At 36.8% G+C, this 19,919-nt stretch carries 12 protein-coding genes; 4 read left to right on the plus strand and 8 right to left on the minus strand.

All coding sequences use genetic code 11. The features are described from left to right. Positions 1-113: 113 nt before the first annotated feature. Positions 114-1,007 carry a C40 family peptidase gene (locus tag C9J35_RS04675; protein WP_107923603.1) on the minus strand — a complete coding sequence of 298 codons (894 nt, stop codon included), beginning with the start codon at positions 1,005-1,007 and terminating at the stop codon, positions 114-116. A gap of 251 nt (positions 1,008-1,258) precedes the next feature. Between C9J35_RS04675 and brnQ the strand changes: the two genes are divergently transcribed. Beyond that, on the plus strand, positions 1,259-2,566 hold the full coding sequence (gene brnQ, locus C9J35_RS04680; protein ID WP_107923604.1) for a branched-chain amino acid transport system II carrier protein: 1,308 nt from the start codon (positions 1,259-1,261) through the stop codon (positions 2,564-2,566). 105 nt (positions 2,567-2,671) lie between these two features. Further along, positions 2,672-4,057, plus strand: a complete 1,386-nt coding sequence (locus C9J35_RS04685) for a S41 family peptidase (RefSeq protein ID WP_107923605.1) — start codon at positions 2,672-2,674, stop codon at positions 4,055-4,057. Positions 4,058-4,121: 64 nt separating this feature from the next. Here C9J35_RS04685 and C9J35_RS04690 read toward each other — a convergent pair whose 3' ends face one another. The 5 genes from C9J35_RS04690 to C9J35_RS04710 form a co-directional block, all read right to left on the minus strand. Next, the gene (locus C9J35_RS04690) at positions 4,122-4,757 is read right to left on the minus strand and encodes a TetR/AcrR family transcriptional regulator (protein WP_107923606.1); all 636 of its coding nucleotides are present in this window, start codon (positions 4,755-4,757) and stop codon (positions 4,122-4,124) included. A gap of 337 nt (positions 4,758-5,094) precedes the next feature. Beyond that, entirely contained in the window at positions 5,095-6,621 is a 1,527-nt protein-coding gene (murJ, locus tag C9J35_RS04695; RefSeq protein WP_107923607.1) for a murein biosynthesis integral membrane protein MurJ, read from the minus strand. Continuing rightward, positions 6,618-7,718 (minus strand): glycosyltransferase, encoded by a 1,101-nt coding sequence (locus C9J35_RS04700; RefSeq protein WP_107923608.1) that lies wholly within the window; start codon positions 7,716-7,718, stop codon positions 6,618-6,620. Before C9J35_RS04700 ends, murJ begins: the two co-directional genes overlap by 4 nt. Then, on the minus strand, positions 7,715-8,860 hold the full coding sequence (locus tag C9J35_RS04705; RefSeq protein WP_107923609.1) for a polysaccharide pyruvyl transferase family protein: 1,146 nt from the start codon (positions 8,858-8,860) through the stop codon (positions 7,715-7,717). Before C9J35_RS04705 ends, C9J35_RS04700 begins: the two co-directional genes overlap by 4 nt. Before the next feature lie 218 nt (positions 8,861-9,078). Then, positions 9,079-11,343: an S-layer homology domain-containing protein gene (locus C9J35_RS04710; RefSeq protein WP_107923610.1), complete on the minus strand. Its 2,265-nt coding sequence runs from the start codon at positions 11,341-11,343 to the stop codon at positions 9,079-9,081. Between the two features lie 236 nt (positions 11,344-11,579). Between C9J35_RS04710 and C9J35_RS04715 the strand changes: the two genes are divergently transcribed. Beyond that, positions 11,580-13,475, plus strand: a complete 1,896-nt coding sequence (locus C9J35_RS04715) for an S-layer homology domain-containing protein (protein WP_107923611.1) — start codon at positions 11,580-11,582, stop codon at positions 13,473-13,475. A gap of 675 nt (positions 13,476-14,150) precedes the next feature. Here the strand turns inward: C9J35_RS04715 and C9J35_RS04720 are convergent. Next, positions 14,151-15,431 (minus strand): oligosaccharide repeat unit polymerase, encoded by a 1,281-nt coding sequence (locus tag C9J35_RS04720; protein WP_107923612.1) that lies wholly within the window; start codon positions 15,429-15,431, stop codon positions 14,151-14,153. Positions 15,432-15,712: 281 nt separating this feature from the next. Between C9J35_RS04720 and C9J35_RS04725 the strand changes: the two genes are divergently transcribed. Further along, a complete protein-coding gene (locus C9J35_RS04725) occupies positions 15,713-17,641 on the plus strand; it encodes an S-layer homology domain-containing protein (protein WP_107923613.1) in 1,929 nt (642 codons plus the stop codon). A gap of 132 nt (positions 17,642-17,773) precedes the next feature. On the opposite strand, the gene C9J35_RS04730 is transcribed toward C9J35_RS04725, so the two are convergent. Then, the gene (locus tag C9J35_RS04730; RefSeq protein WP_235616197.1) at positions 17,774-19,675 is read right to left on the minus strand and encodes an N-acetylmuramoyl-L-alanine amidase; all 1,902 of its coding nucleotides are present in this window, start codon (positions 19,673-19,675) and stop codon (positions 17,774-17,776) included. Positions 19,676-19,919 lie beyond the last annotated feature (244 nt).

Raw genomic sequence — 19,919 nt, forward strand, 5'->3', positions numbered from 1 at the left:
TGTAGCATTCTACCAAAGAGAATCTCCTTTCCTCTCTATCAGCGAATCCGAATAACTGTATGTATATAATCATAAAAAAACAATCCCAACATTTAGCTGAGATCGTTTTTGAATTATTTCATTAAATCAAATCGTTTATAAGCTACTAATCTACTTGACCAGTAAGAATAGGTAACATCAGAAATTTCAACACCTTCTGTACCTGCATGAACAAACTTATTATTCCCAAGATAGATACCCATATGAGAAATGCCTTCTTTATAAGTATTTTCAAAGAATACTAAGTCTCCAGCTATTGGATTCTTCACATTAGTGGTACTACTAGAATAGTAACCTTCACTACTATCTCTTCCAATCTTTAAACCACCCTGGTTAAATGTATAGAAAATAAACCCACTGCAATCTAGACCATCTGGTGTGTTACCTCCATATAGATAGGGTGTCCCAACTAGCTTATTAGCTATTTCTACTGTTTTCTTATAAATAGCTTGTCCACTAGCCGTAGGATCTTTTGTTGTTACTGTTGTTGATGTACCCGCACCTGAAGTCACATTGTTATGTATTGTATCCTCGTCGGGGATGACAGCTACTGGAGAAATCTTTAACACTTGTCCAATATAAATTGTATCTTTTTCTAGTCCATTCCACATTTTAATGTCATTTAGTGCTACATTATACTGTTTAGCAATTTTCGATAGCGTATCGCCCTTCATTACTGTATGAGCGGCAATTGTTGGTTGTGCAGGTGTTGATGGTTTCGAAGGCTTTACTGTTTCACCATTCGTCTGTTTAGTAATTTCTAGTTTTTGTGCAACGTAAATCGTATCATGTGATAGATTGTTCCATTTTTTTATATCTTGAATGGTTACTTGATGATTTTGGGCGATTTTGGATAATGTATCCCCTTTTTGTACTGTATATGTCGCCGCTTCTGCCGTTTGTATTGCGAAAAATGAAGTCGCAATAGTACTTAAAGCAAGAATTCTCCATTTTTTTGACTTTTGCATATCAAATTGCCTCCGTTCATGCTAGAATATTTCCTTGTGTGTCTATCATACTAAAAATTTGTGTATTCAGAAATCGGAAATACTGACTATTTTTCAAACAAATTATCAATCTTATAAAATACTACAGAATCCGACTACTTTACAACGTTTAACTCGTTGCATGATTATCAATCATATGATAACATACACTTCTGTATTTAAAATTTTTAGAAAGTTTAATCTTTTCACTAATAAAGGAGTTTTTAATTTTTATGAAATTCATCAAAGAGAATCTAGCTGTAGGATTACTACTTTTCGCCTTATTCCTAGGAGCAGGAAATATTATCTTCCCACCATTATTAGGTCAACAAGCAGGAGAACATATAACAGTAGCAATGATTGGTTTCTTAATAACTGGTGTAGGTTTACCACTACTTGCTATCGTCGCTGTTGCCAAAGCAGGAGGCGATTTACAACTACTTGCTAATCGTGTTAACCCAGTTTTCGGTATCATTTTCACATCGATTGTTTATCTAGCAATCGGGCCATTTTTCGCAGTACCACGTACAGGCTCTGTGTCCTATGAAATCGGCATTGCACCGTTTCTTTCAGAAACAGCAGCAAATCACTGGGCTCCACTATTCATAACTTCTGTTATATTTTTTGCATTAATACTTTATTTAGCCATAAACCCTTCTAAACTTGTAGATCGCGTGGGAAAAATATTAACCCCTGCACTACTGATTGTTATTTTATTACTAGCAATTAAAAGCTTTGTAACGCCAATGGGTGAATCTAGTTTAGCTGTTGGAAAATATACAACTTCGCCTTTTACTGAAGGCTTTATTCAAGGCTACTTAACGATGGATGTGCTTAGTGCACTTGTTTTTGGTATTGTTATTTTACAGGCTTTACGAGGCATGGGTATGTCTGATACTAAAAAACAAGTCAAAACAACGATTTTTGCAGGAATCGTTGCAGCAATTGGTTTAGCATTTGTATATATCTCACTTGGCTATATCGGAAATACAAGTGTTGATGCCATTGGTGTATCAGATAATGGTGGTATCATCATTGCTAAGTCAGCTGACGTACTTTTTGGTAATCTAGGAAGTGTTATTTTATCAATTACCATTTTACTAGCTTGCATCTCGACTGCTGTCGGTTTGCTGACAGCCAATGCACAGTTTTTCAATAAACTCTTCCCCAAAATTTCATATAGAACATTTTTAATCGTTTTCACGATTTTCAGTTTAGCGATTACAAACGTTGGCTTATCTACAATTATTAACACATCTCTTCCTGTACTTTTGATCATCTATCCATTAGCAATGGTATTGATGGTGTTGTCGCTTTTAGATAACTTCTTTAAAGGTGGACAAATAGTTTATATTTTAGCATTAATCCCAACGTTTATGGTTAGTCTTTACGATGGCTTAAAACTGATGAAAATCGAAATAGTTCCTTATGAAAATTTCTTAAATGCCTTGCCATTGTATGAGCAGAGCCTAGGCTGGCTTGTACCAGCAATCGTTGGCGCAATCGTTGGCTTTATCATTCATAAAATTTCCAAAAAATAATAAAAGCTTAAAAGATACGTCTTTCTTTTACAGACGTGTCTTTTTCTTATTCGCAGATATATGGAAATTCATGTATAATAAAGGGTATTAGAAATGAGGTGTCTTATGAAAAAAGCATTGTGGTCTATGCTTTTCATTGTTAGCTTTTTCATCTTTCCATTGGCTAATGCTTCTGCCGCCAACAGTGAACCGCTTGTAGAAGAAATAAAGGAAATTATCGCAGAAAACTATGTTGGTACTATGAGTGGTAATTTACAAAATGCAAAAACAATCCCAGAAATCATCGACATGCTAGATCCATATTCAACATATTTCACAAAGCAGGAATTTGAAGATTTCATGAATAGCATCAACTTATCTACGATTGGAATTGGTGTAGTGATCGAAGAACATGAAGATGGCATTCATATTTTACAAGTAATTGACGATGGCGGGGCTTTTGCCGCTGGTGTTGTGGCTGGCGATATCATAATCGCTATCAACAATCACTCTATTGTTGGTCGTTCTACACAGGAAGTCTCTTCACTGCTGATTGGTCAGGAAGGATCACAAGTAACTATGACACTCTTACATGAGGATGGCACTACTTCAACAAAAACAGTAACTCGTAAAAAGTTTACACTACCAAATGTAGAATCTGCGTTACTATTTGGAGATGTCGGCTATATTGGCATGTCATCTTTTTCTGAAGACGGTGCACAATTAGTGAAGGATGCCCTTATCCAGCTAAAGCAACGTGGTGCTACTTCCTTTATATTGGATTTACAAAGCAATGGTGGCGGATATGTGACCACTGCTGAACAACTTACAGGCTTATTTCCTAAAGCAAGAATCGCCTACTTATTACAAGAAGCTCATGCCTCTTATGAAGTGCGTGCTACTCATCAAAATGTGAAATTCCCAGCAGATACACGTATTCTTGTCAATCGGTATAGCGCAAGTGCATCCGAAATGCTTGCAGCTTCCTTACAAGATCAACAAGCGGCTATTTTATATGGCGAAACTACTTACGGTAAAGGTGCGATGCAAGGGTTCTACGAATTGCAAGATGGTAGCTATTTAAAACTTACTGTCGGTAAATTTACAGGTCCTGCTGGCAATGTCATAAATGAAATTGGCGTTAAGCCCAACATTCAAACAAACTCTGCACCTATTTTTCAGGCGCATTATGATGCCATCAAAGCACAATATATAGACTATCAAGAGTTAACTAGTTTAAAAAATGTACCTACTACGAAAACATTTACAGTTAAATTCTCACAAGCCTTGTCAACATCCATCCCTGAAGGCAGCGTACAACTTGTCGCCTTAGGCGGAAATGAAATTCCGATTACCACAATAGTCGATCAAGGAAGCTCCTTACTGGTTACTCCTACACAGCCTTTAATCAAAGGGCAAGAGTATATGCTTGTTGTTCATCCAACTGTGCAAAAACCATCAGGAAACAAGCTTAAAAATGGTATTTATCTTCATATAGTCGTGGAAAGCTAAAAATCCCTCTCCCCTTTAAAAAGCTTGTACTTTTAAGGGGAAGGGATTTTTTTATTAAGAATTTTCAATTCTCAAGTTGAAATTGTCGTTGTATCATATCGTACTTATCGTTTCTTATAAAATATAATTTTACTAAATCTTCTGCTAGCTCGCTTGGCTTTCTTTTTTGTTCGAGCAAATTTGTGAAGATCAGACGCTCAAATGAGCCCACTAAGCTATCTGCCAACGTTTTTACATCAACTTCGATTAATTGAAAAAAACGTTCACAATCATGTCGATAAATAAGATGAATAAACTGCTGTGAAAGTTGTGATTTAATTTGGTATGACTGTTCGGATTCAAAAAGGCCAATTTTCGTTAACTTTGGATTTTCAATGATATAAACGAATAACAAACATAGCTTTTGCTCCAGCGTTTTAATAAAGCCTTCTATACCTCTCACCATTTCATCTGAATATTCAGAATTTATAGTCATGATTTCGGTAAAGCCTTTGTGAAAGCTCTTATTCAAATCATTATAAAGAGATTGTTTGCTTTTAAAATATAAATAAAAGGTAGGCTGTGTTAAATTAGCGGCTTTTACAATATCACTAATTTTTGTATCATGATAACCTTTTTCAGAAAATAGGTCTACAGCTTTATTGAGCAATAATTGTTTACTTCGTTCACCATTTGAATTAATCTTTCTGCCTCTTGCCATATTTCCCACCTTATTTCATTCTATAGTAGAAATATTCATGATGCACTCGATTCATGATAGCCGTCGCTTTGCTCCGACATGCAATGCATCAATAATACCGAAATAGCCATTTACACATAAAACTTCCACCATTCAACACTGGTTTCATAAAATTTATTATAATACAACCCCTAATTTTTTACTATAAATTATGATTAATATGACAATTTTTTTATAGCAGTTCAACCCTTTGTAGATAGCTTGCTTTTTTCACTTATTCGAGGCACACGCACTATTGAATTCGATTATAACCTAAAAGGGGTATCTCAGATTCGCCACTAAGATACCCCCTTCTTTATTATTGCTTTAATAATTTTCTTCTTAGCTTATCAGCAAATTCTTTTACTTCCCTGACACCGAATAATAAATAAGAACCTACAAGTACTGCACTAAAGATAACAAGCCCAACTATAAAAGTAATCCACTTATAGTCAAACACTAAATAATGGCTTGAAAAGTACATGACAATTGTAATTATAATCATCGGTGGCAGCGCTCGGAAAAATTGGAGCTCTTTGCTGAAAATACCCATTTTCAGATCGTACTTGAAACTTGCATATATAATCAGCATGAAAAAATTCACAATAGCACTGATTAACGTACCCCATGCAATAGACACCACACCTGTAGAATCTACCAATAAAAAGATCACTGCTATATTAACAGCAAAAACATTAAGTAGACTAAATACTACTGGTGCCATCGAGTCTCCCTTGGCATAGTAAAAGCGTGTAATATATGTGTTCGCTGCAAGAAAATACATGGAAAGTACGAAGACAGCAAGTACTGGCGCTGTTTTAGCCGTTGACTCTACATCAAACTTGTTATATTCGAAAACAACCTGTATGAGATTTTCCGCATAGAAGTAAGAGTAAATTGTCACCGGAACCAGCAATAAGAGTAAATAATGCAATCCTTTAGAGTATAAGCTTTTTATAGAAGCATGATCATTGTTGGCTTCTTTTTGACTTAAAATTGGATAAATAACCGTTGTTACGGCCGTAATTAAAATAGCCTGCGGAAATTGCATCAATTTTGAAGCAAAGTTAACAGATGATACAGCACCTTCTAATGATAATAACCCAGCAATATAACGCTGTAATAATGCATAGAGCTGAATAGTTGCGCCGCCAAGCATAATTGGTACTACCATAATCCATAACTCTTTTGATGATAAATTTCGTTCTAACGAAAAACCTACCTTGTACGTATCTAATTTACGGTAGCCAATAATTAAGAAATATACCATCAATGCCGCACTTGCTAAGGCACTAATCCCGTAGCCAATTGGCCCGATAAAATTCGATAACACAACGGCAATCACTAAGAATATGGCATTGTAAATTAAAATCGCAAAACTCGATAAATGAAATTTTTGATTTACATTTAGTAAGCCACTATACCATGAAGATAAAACAAGTAAAATAGATGACGGCATCATCCAGAAATAAAGATCTTTCGTTAATTTTATGTCACTTTCACTAACGATTTTACCCTGATTAAAACTTTCTAAAATCGGATTTGCAAAGGCAATCCCTATTAAAGTCATGACCGAAGCTGTCAAAAGGACAATTGTAAATGACTGTTTGACGAATAATGCACGATCTGTTGTTTCCCTGTTATAAATGGAAATGACAACAGTTGTAAATGCTCCACCAACCACTAAATATAAGAAGTTAGGAATCATATATGCTGTGAAAATACTGTCGGAAGTATGCCCACTACCATATTGGTAACCAACAATCATCTCACGTAAAAAGCCAAATACACGAGCCACAATATTAATAATCGCAACGGCTCCTATAATTTTTATAAATTTATTCATAAGTCATCCCTACCTTTGATGGCCGACTTATAAATCGCTATACATCTTGCTGTTATATTTTTTTCATCGTGAATAGCTAAGACGTTATCAACCGCTTCACGATTCATATATTGATCTTTTGGCGTGTTCACTGCACGCAGCATCTCCTCGGACAAGTCCATGGCGTTTTCGGGCTCTACTAAATGCCCTGCGCCTTCACCAAGCAGTGATACAAGTCCACCTACGTTAGAAGCAATAACAGGCGTATCTGTCGCTAATGCCTCTAATGCCACAAGTCCGAAACCTTCTAAATGGGAAGGTAACACAAAGACATCACTTGCTTGGAACCACTTTACTAGTTCTTGTTGTTTTAGCGGCTCTATAAATTTGACGTCTTCACTGACTAATGGTTGCAAGGAATGGAAAAATCCTTCATCTCTTCTAGAACCAACGATAATTAACTCTATTGGACGATTTACTTTTGTTTTTAACATTTGGAACGCTTGTAAAAGCTCCTCGACACCTTTTTGCTTAATGACATTTCCAACAAATAAGAATACAAATGGCTCCGAAGCTACTTGTAGCTCCTGACGTACTAGAGCTTGTTTACCTTTTGTGAATACTTCGCGATTGACTCCCATGCTAACAACCGAGATCTTGTCAGGTGCGATGTTAAAATCTTGTTCAATTTGTTGTGCTAAAACCGGACCTACCGCAATAACATGATCACTTTCACGTAAAATGCTGGCCGTCCAATTGCGGATTCTAGCATTCTTCTTCGCCATGCGCTCGATGTCACCGCCATGAGCTGTAACAATGTACGGTATTCCAAACATTTTCTTTAAAAGTAGCGACAGCATACCAGACGGAAAAACATAGTGTGCATGTGTAACATCGATTGATTTTCGATTTTTCAAGCCCTTCATCAGCGTAGAAATACCCCATTTAGCATATTTCATAATGGTGTTTTTCTTGCCAGTTGCTGGGTTTGCATTAACTGCTATTTCAACGTCTAGTCCAGCTTTTTCTAGTGCTGTGACTTGATTTTTCACAAAAATACCGAATGATAAATGATCAGATGTTGGATACATATTACTAATGACGAGTATTTTTTTCATAGACGTGTCACTGCCTTTTTCATTAATTCCTGACCATACATGGCCTCTTTATGAATATGTGTAGCAATTTGTTTCGTCTCAGCAATTGATTGCTCCCAATTGCTACTTAGCCTGCCAACTAATGTGGATAGAGCTTTCTCATCATCCGCTATATCTTGCATTTGAACACATCGCTCTGAAGCGCCTACAAAAGACATAAAATCCTGTACTTTTGTGTGATAAGATATCGCAATAATCGGAGTTTCCGCATTCGTTGCCAAAATAAGCGAGTGTAGACGTGTTCCAATGATAATATCCTGCTCTCCAGTAACTTCAAGAAGTCGCTCCGGCACCAAATTTTCTTCAATAATCTCTGTCTGCCCATGCTGTAGCATCTTTTTCTGAATATCTTTCGTCACCGTAACATCTTGCGGAAATTTCGTAGCAAAAAAAGTAATACGAACATTGTGTTCCGAGATGAGGTTATCTAAATTTTTCGCCATGCTTGTAACGTAGGCATCGTATTTTTCAAGGTCACCCTCTGGCCAGTAGTTCGCATTATAAAATGGAACCGCTGACACACCTATTTTTAACGGTTTTTCAGCGTAGCTATCACGAATCCCTTTTAATGTAAAAGCAGGATCACCGATAATTTCTATTGGCTTTTTTACGCCAATACTTTGTAAAAGCTCTTTAGACTGAGGATCACGCACAGAAATATTAGCTGCGTATTTGCACATCACTCTAATACTAATTTTTCCTGAAAACGTATCAAGTGGCCCTGCGCCACATCCGTAAATAATGTAGGGAATATTACTTTGTTTGGCCATCATTGCATACGCTCCATACAGGTGAGCCTCACGTTTATAAAAATCCATTAAAATGCCACCACCACCAATAATGAGGAGGTCAAATGTTGAAACATATTGTTTATTGTTATTATAAGTATGGATAAACGTTTTAACTAAATTGCTCTTTCTGTAATACAATGGATAGCTATGTACCCCATAACGCTCGGATGTTTGTTGTGTGTTATTACTAAAAACGGTAATGTCGTCGCTTGTTACCGAAAATGTTTGTTTTACTTGTTGAAGAATGCCGTATAATATTGATTCATCACCATTATTATCATTGCCGTAATTCCCCACAATGCCTATTTTCATTAAAAAACATCCTTTTACTTTTTAATACTGAGATTATACCACAATTGTACATTTTCTATCTTTTTAAAAATAGTAAAAAAAAGGGGCGAGTCTCGAAAGTCTTCGAAACGCCCCTTTTCTACTGTGAAATTTCAGTAGGGTAGTGGTTAAAAAGTGCTAAAAGTATCCTCTAGAATGATATTAATTACTAACCTTTAGCCTCTTCTATTTCTACCTATTTATTGATGTATTGCTCTATAAAGGAATAGACCGAAGTGCGCTCGACTAATCGCATCGTTTGGTTTATAAATATTTCCATCATAGCCTGTTGTAATTTTATTCGCTGCTAGTTGCTGGACATATGTGTAGGCCCAATGGTTTTTTGGTACATCTTTAAATGCAATGCTACTTGTACCTTTTAAGTCATAAGCCAACGCTACAATTTTCGCCATTTGAGCACGTGTTAATGTCGCATTCGGGTCAAATGTATTATTTTCTCGACCACTCATAATGCCGGCTTCCACAACAGCTGCAATTTGTTTATAGTACATATGGTTGGCTGGAATATCTTTAAAACTTGGATTTTTCACATTCGCTGTATTTAAGCCTAAGGCACGACTAATGATGACCGCTGCATGAGCACGTGTTAACTTGTCATTTGGTCTAAATGTACCATCCGCTTGTCCAGTAATGATATTATTAGCCGTTAAATACTCAATTTCTTTATAATACACATAATTATTTGGAATATCCTTAAACAAGGCTGCCTTCGCTACAGACACGGTAGCAGATTTACTTTCTGTTCCTAACGTTGCAATTACTTTACCAGTAGTACCTGCATTTTGTGCAGTAAACTTCCCATCCTTAGTAATTGTACCGATGTTGCCCTCCACTGACCATTTCACTTGAGATGGATCATAGACAATAGCTTTACCACTCTCATCCTTGGCATCTACTGTAAAGTTAACAGTTTCTCCAGCACTCACAGTTTTAGAACTTGGTGCAATGGTCATTGTTGTTGGTGCATCTACTATTTTGACTGGGAATGATTGCACCGCTGCACCATCATAACCGATATAAATTCTTTCCTCGCCAGCCTGTGTTGCCGTATAGTTTAAGCCATTAATTTTTAATGTTTCATTTTGTGACGCTAGTGATAAATGTCCATCTAGTGGAAGTGTCGTATAATTATCATCTAATACATATTGAACTGCTACGCTAGACGAAGCACCTACTAAAAGTGTTGCATAATTTGTGCTGTTTGAGAATTTTATATGTGTTGCTTTGCCTGTTGGTGCCGTACTTACTGCTTGTAATGTTGCAGACACAAGGCGTTGTGTATTGCCTGAATTAGAGGGAAGATTTGCTAAAACGACATTATTGCTGCCATAATTGCGAATGCCCATTGTTGTTGAGCCTCCACCGTCTAAGTTAATAGCTCTATCGACACCAAGTGCAACTAAATAATTTGCCAGCTGAACCATATTCATACCTTTACTATGGCTTTGACGGCCATCGACTGTTATGAAATGCACAGTTTGTCCGTTATTACTTGTCGCTACAACTGTACGTGGTGCAACTTCTTTGGCACGAGAGCTTGATGTGCTCATCATAATATATGGTTTACCGTCTTTTACTAAGTATGGACCGCTCGCCAGTATAAACTGAGCATTTTGCCAAAGTTTATCAATAGAGAAGTTGACACTCATCTCATCGCCAACGGCTACTTGGCTTAGTTTACTATGCCATTCGCCACCTTGTAAGGATACAACAAAGCCAGTTGATGGAATAGTTAATTTTTCTTTCGAGCCGTAAGCTTTAATTTGTGTTACTTTCCCTGTTAATGTTTGACCGAACGTATTTTCAGTAATCGGTGAACCTGTATCTACCACAATTTCAAAACCATATTCATTGGTATTTGTTGTTTTACTATAGAACTGTGGTGTGTAAATAATCGCTTCATAAATATTACGATCACGATTTAAACCGGACATTTCGTAATTCGTGCCTTTATGTGAAAGTGACACATCAAAATCAAAATAATCGATAGCGCCACGACCATCTGCTGTCATCCCAAATGCTGTTGGCACATTCATGTATTGATCTGAGCCATTTGAAACTGCCCCACCATTTAAAATCACATTATTTTTAGCTAATAAAAATAATGGGTAGCCTTCTGACATATTATAAAAACTTGCATTAATAGCACCCACTACACGATTTCCCTCACGTGAATGACGATTAGCATTCGCTACAGTCGATTCTTTCCCATTCACTGTTGCAGGCATGCCTAATTGTACTTCTGTTGCTTGTTCACCTACATTAATCGATAGATGATTAATAGAATTTGTATAGGTATTGCTGTATGTATACTGTTTATACTGCACACCTTTTGAAAGCGGATAATCCTTCTTTATTGTTTGAAATGCATAAGCATTTAATGGACTAATAACCATTGACATCATGACAACTAAAAACAGTAATTTTTTTGCTATTTTCTTCATTTTATTTGCGCTCCTCAGTAATGTAGAGCCCTCACCTTCCCTTCTTATGTTTTACCTCTATAACATTAGCAAAAATATGTCAAAATTGCTATGGAACATTTAAGCTATTTTCCAGTTTCGTATAATCGTCATGAAAACTATTTAAATTGACGCATTTTACGATATTTCTAACATTTGACCCTTATCTCAGCTCTCTATCTTTGTTAAAATGGTGTTGAAGTTTAGGAGGGTAAAATATGAGAAAACTATCAATTATTGCATTTCTTTTAACATTAGTAGCCTCGCTATTATGGCAACCCCAAATAGCATCTGCTGATGAACTAACAGGGCATGCCCATGAAACAGGTCTTCGTTATTTAATTTCGAAAGACGCTATCGTGCAAGATGCAAACGGAAGCTATCGACCAAACGACAATGTGACACGTGGCGAATTTGCTTCTTATTTATCAAAGGTGCTAAAACTTGGAGCGAACGACGGAAAAATATTTACAGATGTCCCAGATACATATATGTATTTGGCAGATATTCAGCTTGCTGCGACAGCTGGCATTATCACAGGATACGCTGATGGTACTTTTAAACCCGATGCCGCTATTTCAAGACAGCATATGGCGATTATGTTGGAAAGAGCCATTGACTTTTTAAAAATCCCTAAGGGTACTTCTTCGATTACGTTTAAGGATAATGCAGCGATTATTAAGGACTACCGCCCAGCGGTGGCAGTTGGTGCTCATTTAGGCATTATAAACGGCTCTAATGGCTACTTTATGCCAGAAAAGAATGCCACAATCGGACAAGCTGCGACGTTCATTCAACGTTTAATGCTTCTTTCTGATGATTCAACTGTCGACACATCTACTTACGCTATCAAGGAAATTGCTAATGGTGCTCTTGTTGGTAATCAAGGCTACTCTAGTTTTGATGCAGCTGATAAAGCCCTAACGAAAAATACTCAGGTCATCGTTCAAAAAGATAAAATCGTCAAGATGACTTCAGGCTATGTTGTTACAAATAATTATGTAGCATTGAATTCCGAAACAATTAAAGACCAAATTTCTGTTGCAGGAAATACGGAAATGGAATACATCAGCAGTGACGCGACGCAAGTTAAAGTACAATTAGCCGGTCAAATTGGTTATTTGAAGCAAGCAGATGTTACACTAATCCCATTTTCATTGAGTAAAGGACGCTCTTACTATTCAAACGAAAATGGAGAAATTAAGCACACATTATACGATTACAATACAAATAAATATTCTTCTAGCTACGTATACGGAAAAGCGCCTGCCTTCATGAAGCAAGGCGAAAAATATTTTAGCTGGAACGGTATTTATTTTACAAATGGCAATGGTTCATCTAAGGGTGATGCCTATAACTATTATCAATTTTTACCTGCACGTGCAACAACGCAATATACGGCTGAAGAACTGGATGCCTATATTATGAATAAACTGGCTGAGATTGAAAGTACGGGTATTACATTGTATAAAGATGCAACAACGAAAAGTAAATTGATTGGCTTAGGCCAAACATTAAAAGAAGTTGAAGCAAATTCTAAAATCAATGCGATGCTGATTTTAGCACTTGCCCAACATGAAAGTGCTTATGGTATGAGCGATCATGCACAAAAGTTAAATAACCTCTTCGGTTTATATGTATATGACACAAACCCTCTTAACAAAGAGTTTGAAAGTGTTGCTGCCAATATTAATGAACTAGTTGAGAAGTTCCTACAGCCAAACTACATTACACCAGGTGGCTCATCAGGCAGAAACTATGCTAACGGTGCAGTAGTTGGTTCAAAAGCGCTCGGCTTTAACGTTAAATACGCTTCAGATCCATATTGGGGCGCTAAAATCGCCGGACACTACTACCGCGCAGAAAAAGTTCTAGGCTTTAAGGATGCAAACAATCCTTATACAATCGGTCTAACAACTTCAAATGGCTTAAATGTGCGTACTGACGCATCAACTAGCAATAGCCCACTGTTCACGTACGCACGAAGTGGTATGCCTGTCATTGTCACAAACACTGGCACAAACGGCTGGTATGAAGTGCTTTCTGACAAGCTCCATTCAGGTACGGCATATATTAGCAAAGATTATATCCAAGTTATTAATACAGTAAAATAAAAAATGAGACTGGGACAAAAGAGAAAAAGTGTTAGATTGACTGATGTCGATCTAACACTTTTTTGCTGTGAACGTTGATGTCCACTATGGTGAACGCTTTCCGGGGGCGTGGCCTGAGCCTGTAGTCTCAGGCGTCACGCTAATCCTCCAGGAGTCGCCGCCTTCGCTACCATTCTAAATTTTATTTATTCAAAAGGAAGAACGTCTAAATTTTTCTTCATTCATTTTTGATAGCGAAAATTTAATAATACCTTTGCTTTTCTTTCTTAAAATTTAAAGTTTTGTCCTAGCCTCTTTTAGGCGGTAGACAAACTCAAAAGATTGAGTTTGTCTACCATCTTTTTTTAAAAGATAGAATTATCTATATGGACCCATTGATTTCCGCTAAGGCGGACGCTTTGTGCGGGCATGGCTTAAGTCTCGTTGTCGCTACACTCCTGCGGAAACTTCAGCTCATGCTATTCCCACAGGAAGCTTTGCTCTGTAGCGAAAGGCGAATGCCGTCAGCTTCACTCGCACACGGTCAAAGCAGTTATTTGCTTACATATTTTCACGTTAAACTTTCACTTTTATCCCCAACATTTTCTGATTTATCGATCACTTTTTTTTAGTTTATCGACCATATTTATTCCTTTATCGAAAAAGGACTATCCTATGTAGGACAGTCCTTTACGGTTAATATTGAACTTTTTTTCCATCGGTTTTAATAATCGCAGACGCAATTACGACAAAACCGAGCATTAATATAAAGATTAAATCCAGTAAACCTGTATGCATTGATACTGTAAATAAAGTAATTACAAACGCATAGGCAACAGAGTGGAAGCTGCGAATACCACCTTGCTTCACTTTATTATAGATGAGAGAAATTAAGATACCGTATAACAAGAAGCCAATTGCTACAAGCGCATAGCCACCATCTAGGAACAGCTGCCCTATAAAGGTAGGTGTTGTTGTTCTCGTTGGACGTGTAATATACTTACCTTCTTCTACACTTAAAGAGTTTACAACCTCAGTAACCTTCATACGCGGTGAAATTTGCTCACCAGGTAAAATAGTATTGAAGATACCGCCATGAATCTCTCCTTTTAGGTAACCTTCCTCTTGTGTATACTCTATAATTTTACTTAAAACAATATGACCCGTAACACTTTCACCATTCAATGAACGCATCCATTTAGGTGTTAAATTTACCTTTTGCTCTACTGTCAAAAGTTTTTCTTTATCGGTTTCCGATAACTCAACATCTGGTTGATCGCGATTATTGAATTCCTTTGATGTATCCTCTGTCATAACGCGCAGGAAACCAAACATTGAAAACGCTACACCTATCACTAATAAGGCTGTAAGGAACCAAGTTAATTTCACACGTTTTACAACATAGTGGAAAATAATAATACCTGTAAATAGCATAATGATTAATGGTGTACGATAGCCCATTAATAAGAATAAAAACATGACAACCGCAAAAATCGAACCATAAACTAATGCTTTTTTCCATGTCATATGTTTTTCTAAAATCATTTTGTATGATAATAATAGCAGAATTCCATACCATAGTAATTGGCTAAAGAAGTTAAGTTTTGGATCAAGATTACGTCGGTTAGATTCATCCGAAATCCCCAAACCTCCACCAAAAATCATCATTAAATAAGAAGCTAAGCCGATTAATGTTAATAGCACAACAAAGTGAATCACATATTTCCCTAAAAAGGATAATCCGAATGATGGGATTGTCCATTGTAATTTATCAATGATATAGACACCGATGTAATAGCACACAAGCGCTACTAGTACAGCTGGTAAAATGGAAACGCGCACATTAAATAAATCGAATCGATGAAAATCGAACAGACTTGTGAAGAAATAAAGCACTAATATAAAAGGTAAAAAGAAATACGGTGAAAACGTATCTATCTTGTTAACCTTTGTAAAAACTTGTTTCAGTTTATTCATACATGTAATACATCTAATTTATCTTATTAGATGTTATTGCCCTCCTCTATCATGAATCAATAGTCACTAACTACTATTATATTCTTTAGTTTTCCCTACAAAACAAAGGTTATTATATCATAAATATAGATAGACTTATAGAATGGATTTAATAGATTTAACATAAAAAAACGCAATAATTTCTTTTTTTACCTAAATCTCTACGAATCATCCATTATTTAGTTGTAATATGTGTAGTAGTACTATTTTTTGCAACAATACTAAACAAGGATGTGAATCTTTTGAAAAAAATATTCTTTTCACTATTGGCAACCTGTGCTTTCTTGCTTGTAACAGAGTTATCCTCTTCACAAGCCCAAGCAGCAACACAAAGAATCGGTGTTGTTTTCTCTGAAAGTAGCGAGAAATATGCTAATACGACACACCCTGGTGGTACCTATCAAGGACAAACTGTATCGCCAAAGGTCGACTATAGCTCAACATACAATAAAGAGCTTAAAGCATACCTTCTCTATCAACAACAGGGCTTCAATGTAGAAAAAATTTATGAAAAGGACTTAAACAGCTTAGAAGCTTTAAGCCAGTACGACGCAATCGTTTTTCCATATACAGTGATGATGAATCATCAACAACGCGAAAATGTCAAAATGTACGTACGGAATGGTGGTGGGGCAATTTTCGCCTTCCAAACAGCTCGTAACGAGGCAACAAAATTTCCTAAAGCAGGCCAAATGGATTTGTCCCCATTGATCTATGATGTCGATTCTTGGGTAATGGAATGGGATAACCTAACTGAAGTATTCAATGCGCGCTTTATAGACGATGTTGTGTTGGGGAACGCTACTGTCAGCAACACAAATACTGTACACCCTATCATGCAGAACGCGACAAAAGAGCTTGGTAAAAGCAAACTGAATCTGACTAAAACAGATCAAGAATGGGTTGAAATCATCAAGCCTTGGCAAGGTGGCTCAGCAACACCTATTTTGTATTTCTCAAATTACGATTACACAAGTAAGCCACAAACAATGAAGAAAAATGAATTCGGTGCTGCTCACGCCATTGAATACGGTAAAGGTCGTGTCGTTCAAATTGGTTTTAAAATCTTTGATTATATTAATATTGATGCAAAAGCAGATTGGCAGGACAACGAAAACGGAGTTGCCTACACAACAACAAGTGGTGACAATGATGCAAAAGTATTTATGAAACACGCTTTAAAGTGGACGGCAGAGAATCATAAAGGCAATACACCACGCCGCTATAATCTTTCACTGTATTCTGACGGCGTGCAAAGCTATGTAGCTCCTTCTGGTCAATTTGTGTTCTATTCCACAGTGACTGTGAAGAATAACGGGAATGTACCTGCGCGTGGCACATTAAAAGTAGAGATTTTAGATACAAATGGTTATGTTGTTGGTCAAGGACATGAGCGCTATATTCCGGGTCTAGCGGCTGACGCGACAACAGATAATGCTGATCGTAAAGATATTAGTACCCATTCGGAAAAATATCAAATATTTATGCCTGGTAATTTAGCTGCCGGTACGTATACTATTCGTACATCCTTTATTGAAGGCCGTGATGATCGTAAAAATGTTGACGAAAAATTCGCAACGATTGCAGAAATTAAAACGCTCACACGCCCAAAAGGTTCCAATAAGGCAACAATTGCTGTGGCTTCCATGTTCCAAGATATAACAACTTCAAATAGTGGCTACTATGATGTTAAAAATTTACAGGCCCTTGGTATTATTAATGGGAGTAATGGCAAATTTAATCCACAGGGAACATTAACACGTATGCAAGCCACTGAAATGGTTTTACGTGCGCTTGGTATTACTGCGTCAAGCTCAGCTTCCATGAAAGCAAGTGACGCAAAACACGGTGATTATGGCTACGCACAGTTAGCAACGGGCATACGCTACGGAATTATTTCATTAGAAAACGGTAAAATTAATGCTCATCAGCCAATGACACGTGCTGATATGGCACATGCTCTTGTCAATGGCTTTAAACTACAAGGCTTTTCGACTAATACTTTTTCAGACGTGCCCCCTTCTCATACTTATTACAAAGATATCCAAGCACTATACGCTCTAGGCATTACAACGGGTTACGCAGATAATTCATTTAAGCCTAGTGGTACGGTTACACGTCAAAACTTTGCACAATTCGTTAATCGTACATTGTACGCGAATGCTAAATAGTTTCCGCTTTGTCACTTATTACACTGTCCTTACTGGTAGAATGTTGAACTACAACATTCATATCAGCGACTGCTACTAATAAGACAAGAAAAGAGCTACACAGTTCACAATGAACTATGTAGCTCTTTTAAATTATTGTTTTGCGTAATATTGAGAAATACCTTTATAAATAGATTCTGCAAATAGCTCAACATATTGATCATCTGTCATTTTACCACGATCTTCACTATTTGTGAGGAAGCCTAGTTCGACTAAAATCGCTGGAATTAAAGTGTTACGAATGACATAGTATTGTTGCTCTTTCACACCACGATTTTTCATATTTAAGTTTGTCACAATTTGATTGTTTACAAAAGTAGCTAAATCTATATCCTCTTGATACATATCTCCTGTTGTCACAGCATAATATGTTTCAGTACCTTGTGCAGAAGTGCTCGATGCTGAGTTGACATGGATACTAACAAAGATTTCACCGAAGTTTGCATCCGTAAAATCCACACGATCTTGTAATGATGGGTACGTATCACCTGTACGTGTCATCTTTACCTGTGCACCTGCTGCTTCAAGTTTTTGCTTGACAAGTGTAGTCACTTTTAATGTAATAGACTTTTCTGAAGTTGAACCCACTACAGCACCTGGGTCCTTACCACCATGTCCAGCATCAAGAATGATAATACGGTTTTTCAACGGATTACCTTGGTTTAATAGCTTTAAGTACGATTTGTGCACATAACCTGTTTGGCCTTTAAAAGTAATTTGTGCCCAGTAACCATTTATACTGTTAACATGCACGTATTCGCCTTTGCTTAGCTTACCTAATACCGTAGAAGTCGAATTTGCTTCTTTTCGTACATTCAAACTATCAACAGTTGTACGTCCTAGTAAATCCCCTGATACAGGTGGAGTTGGTGGATCTGGATTCGGATCTGGTTTAGGTTGTTCCACTTCTACATCCTCTGTACTGTTTGCTACAATATATCCTGGCAAACCATTTACTACCGTTAAATAGTAACCACTAACCGTCTTATAGACAGGCAATTTCACTTTACTATTTACGGTTGCAATAATTTTAGATGAAGATGTTGCTTTCACATAAACATTAATACCTTGTGTAGTTGTAACTTGTTTTTGGATACTACCTAAAGCATTACCGTCCGCGTCTAAAAACTGTGCATACGTTTTATAAATATAAGCATAGGCACCTTTATACGTTACTTTTAACCAGTCTCCTTCAACAGCATAGACTGATAGTTTACCGCCTTTATTGACTGTCCCTACAACATTCGTACTAGAATTAGAATCTTTTGACTTACGAATATTTAATCCATCTGTCGTTACTTGAATTAAACCAATAACCTGCTTTGTATCTGGAACAGCATCACCTTTTACAGGTAGTTCTAAACGATATTTTTCACTTTTAGCACGCGCTACAAATAATGCAAATTGCGCACGTGTTACTTGACTATTTGGATTATAATTCTGACCGCTACCTTTTGTAATACCGTTATAGTAAATAGTATTAACATATTGAACGTAAGGATGCGTAATGCCAACGTCCACAAATGGAGAATCTATATTGTCATAAGCACTAGCATCGAGCTTAAATGCCTTTGTTAGTACATAACTCATTTCGTCACGTGTTAAAGGCTTGTTCGGTAAAAATTGCCCTTTTGTATTGGTTGCAAAGAGACCTAACTGAACGGCGCGTTCGACGTAGCCTGAAAGCTCAGTACCAACTGCTACATCTGAAAAGTTTGACTTGCTAACAACTAATGGTTTGTTCCCAGAGGCAACTACAACCATTTTTGCTACTTGTCCACGTGTTACATTATTATATGGTTTATATAACGTTTTGCCGTTTTCCTTATAACCTTTAATAACACCTAAACTAACTAAATAATTAATCTCTTCATAAGCTTCATGCTTTGGGGAAACATCATCAAAACCACCACTTGCATTTGCACTATGTATAGTAAACATAGAAGCTGAAATGAATAAGACGCATAATATAAGACTGATTTTTTTGAGGTACAATGTCTTATTTCCTCCCTTCCTGTTCTCGTGTTTCATTTTAACAAAAATACACAGCCAAAACTATCATACGAATGTAACTTTTCTACTGTTTTTTACATATCCCCTCCCTTTTCTATAAAGTGGAATTAATCGTTGCAGTGACTTTCACCACTTACAAACGATGAAAAGTTGACCCAATCAGATGGGACAACTATTTCATAAAAAGAAGAGAGCCTGCAAGTGCAAACTCTCATCCATTTATACA

The sequence above is a fragment of the Lysinibacillus parviboronicapiens genome (assembly GCF_003049575.1).
In the GTDB taxonomy this organism is placed as follows: Bacteria; Bacillota; Bacilli; order Bacillales_A; family Planococcaceae; genus Lysinibacillus; species Lysinibacillus parviboronicapiens.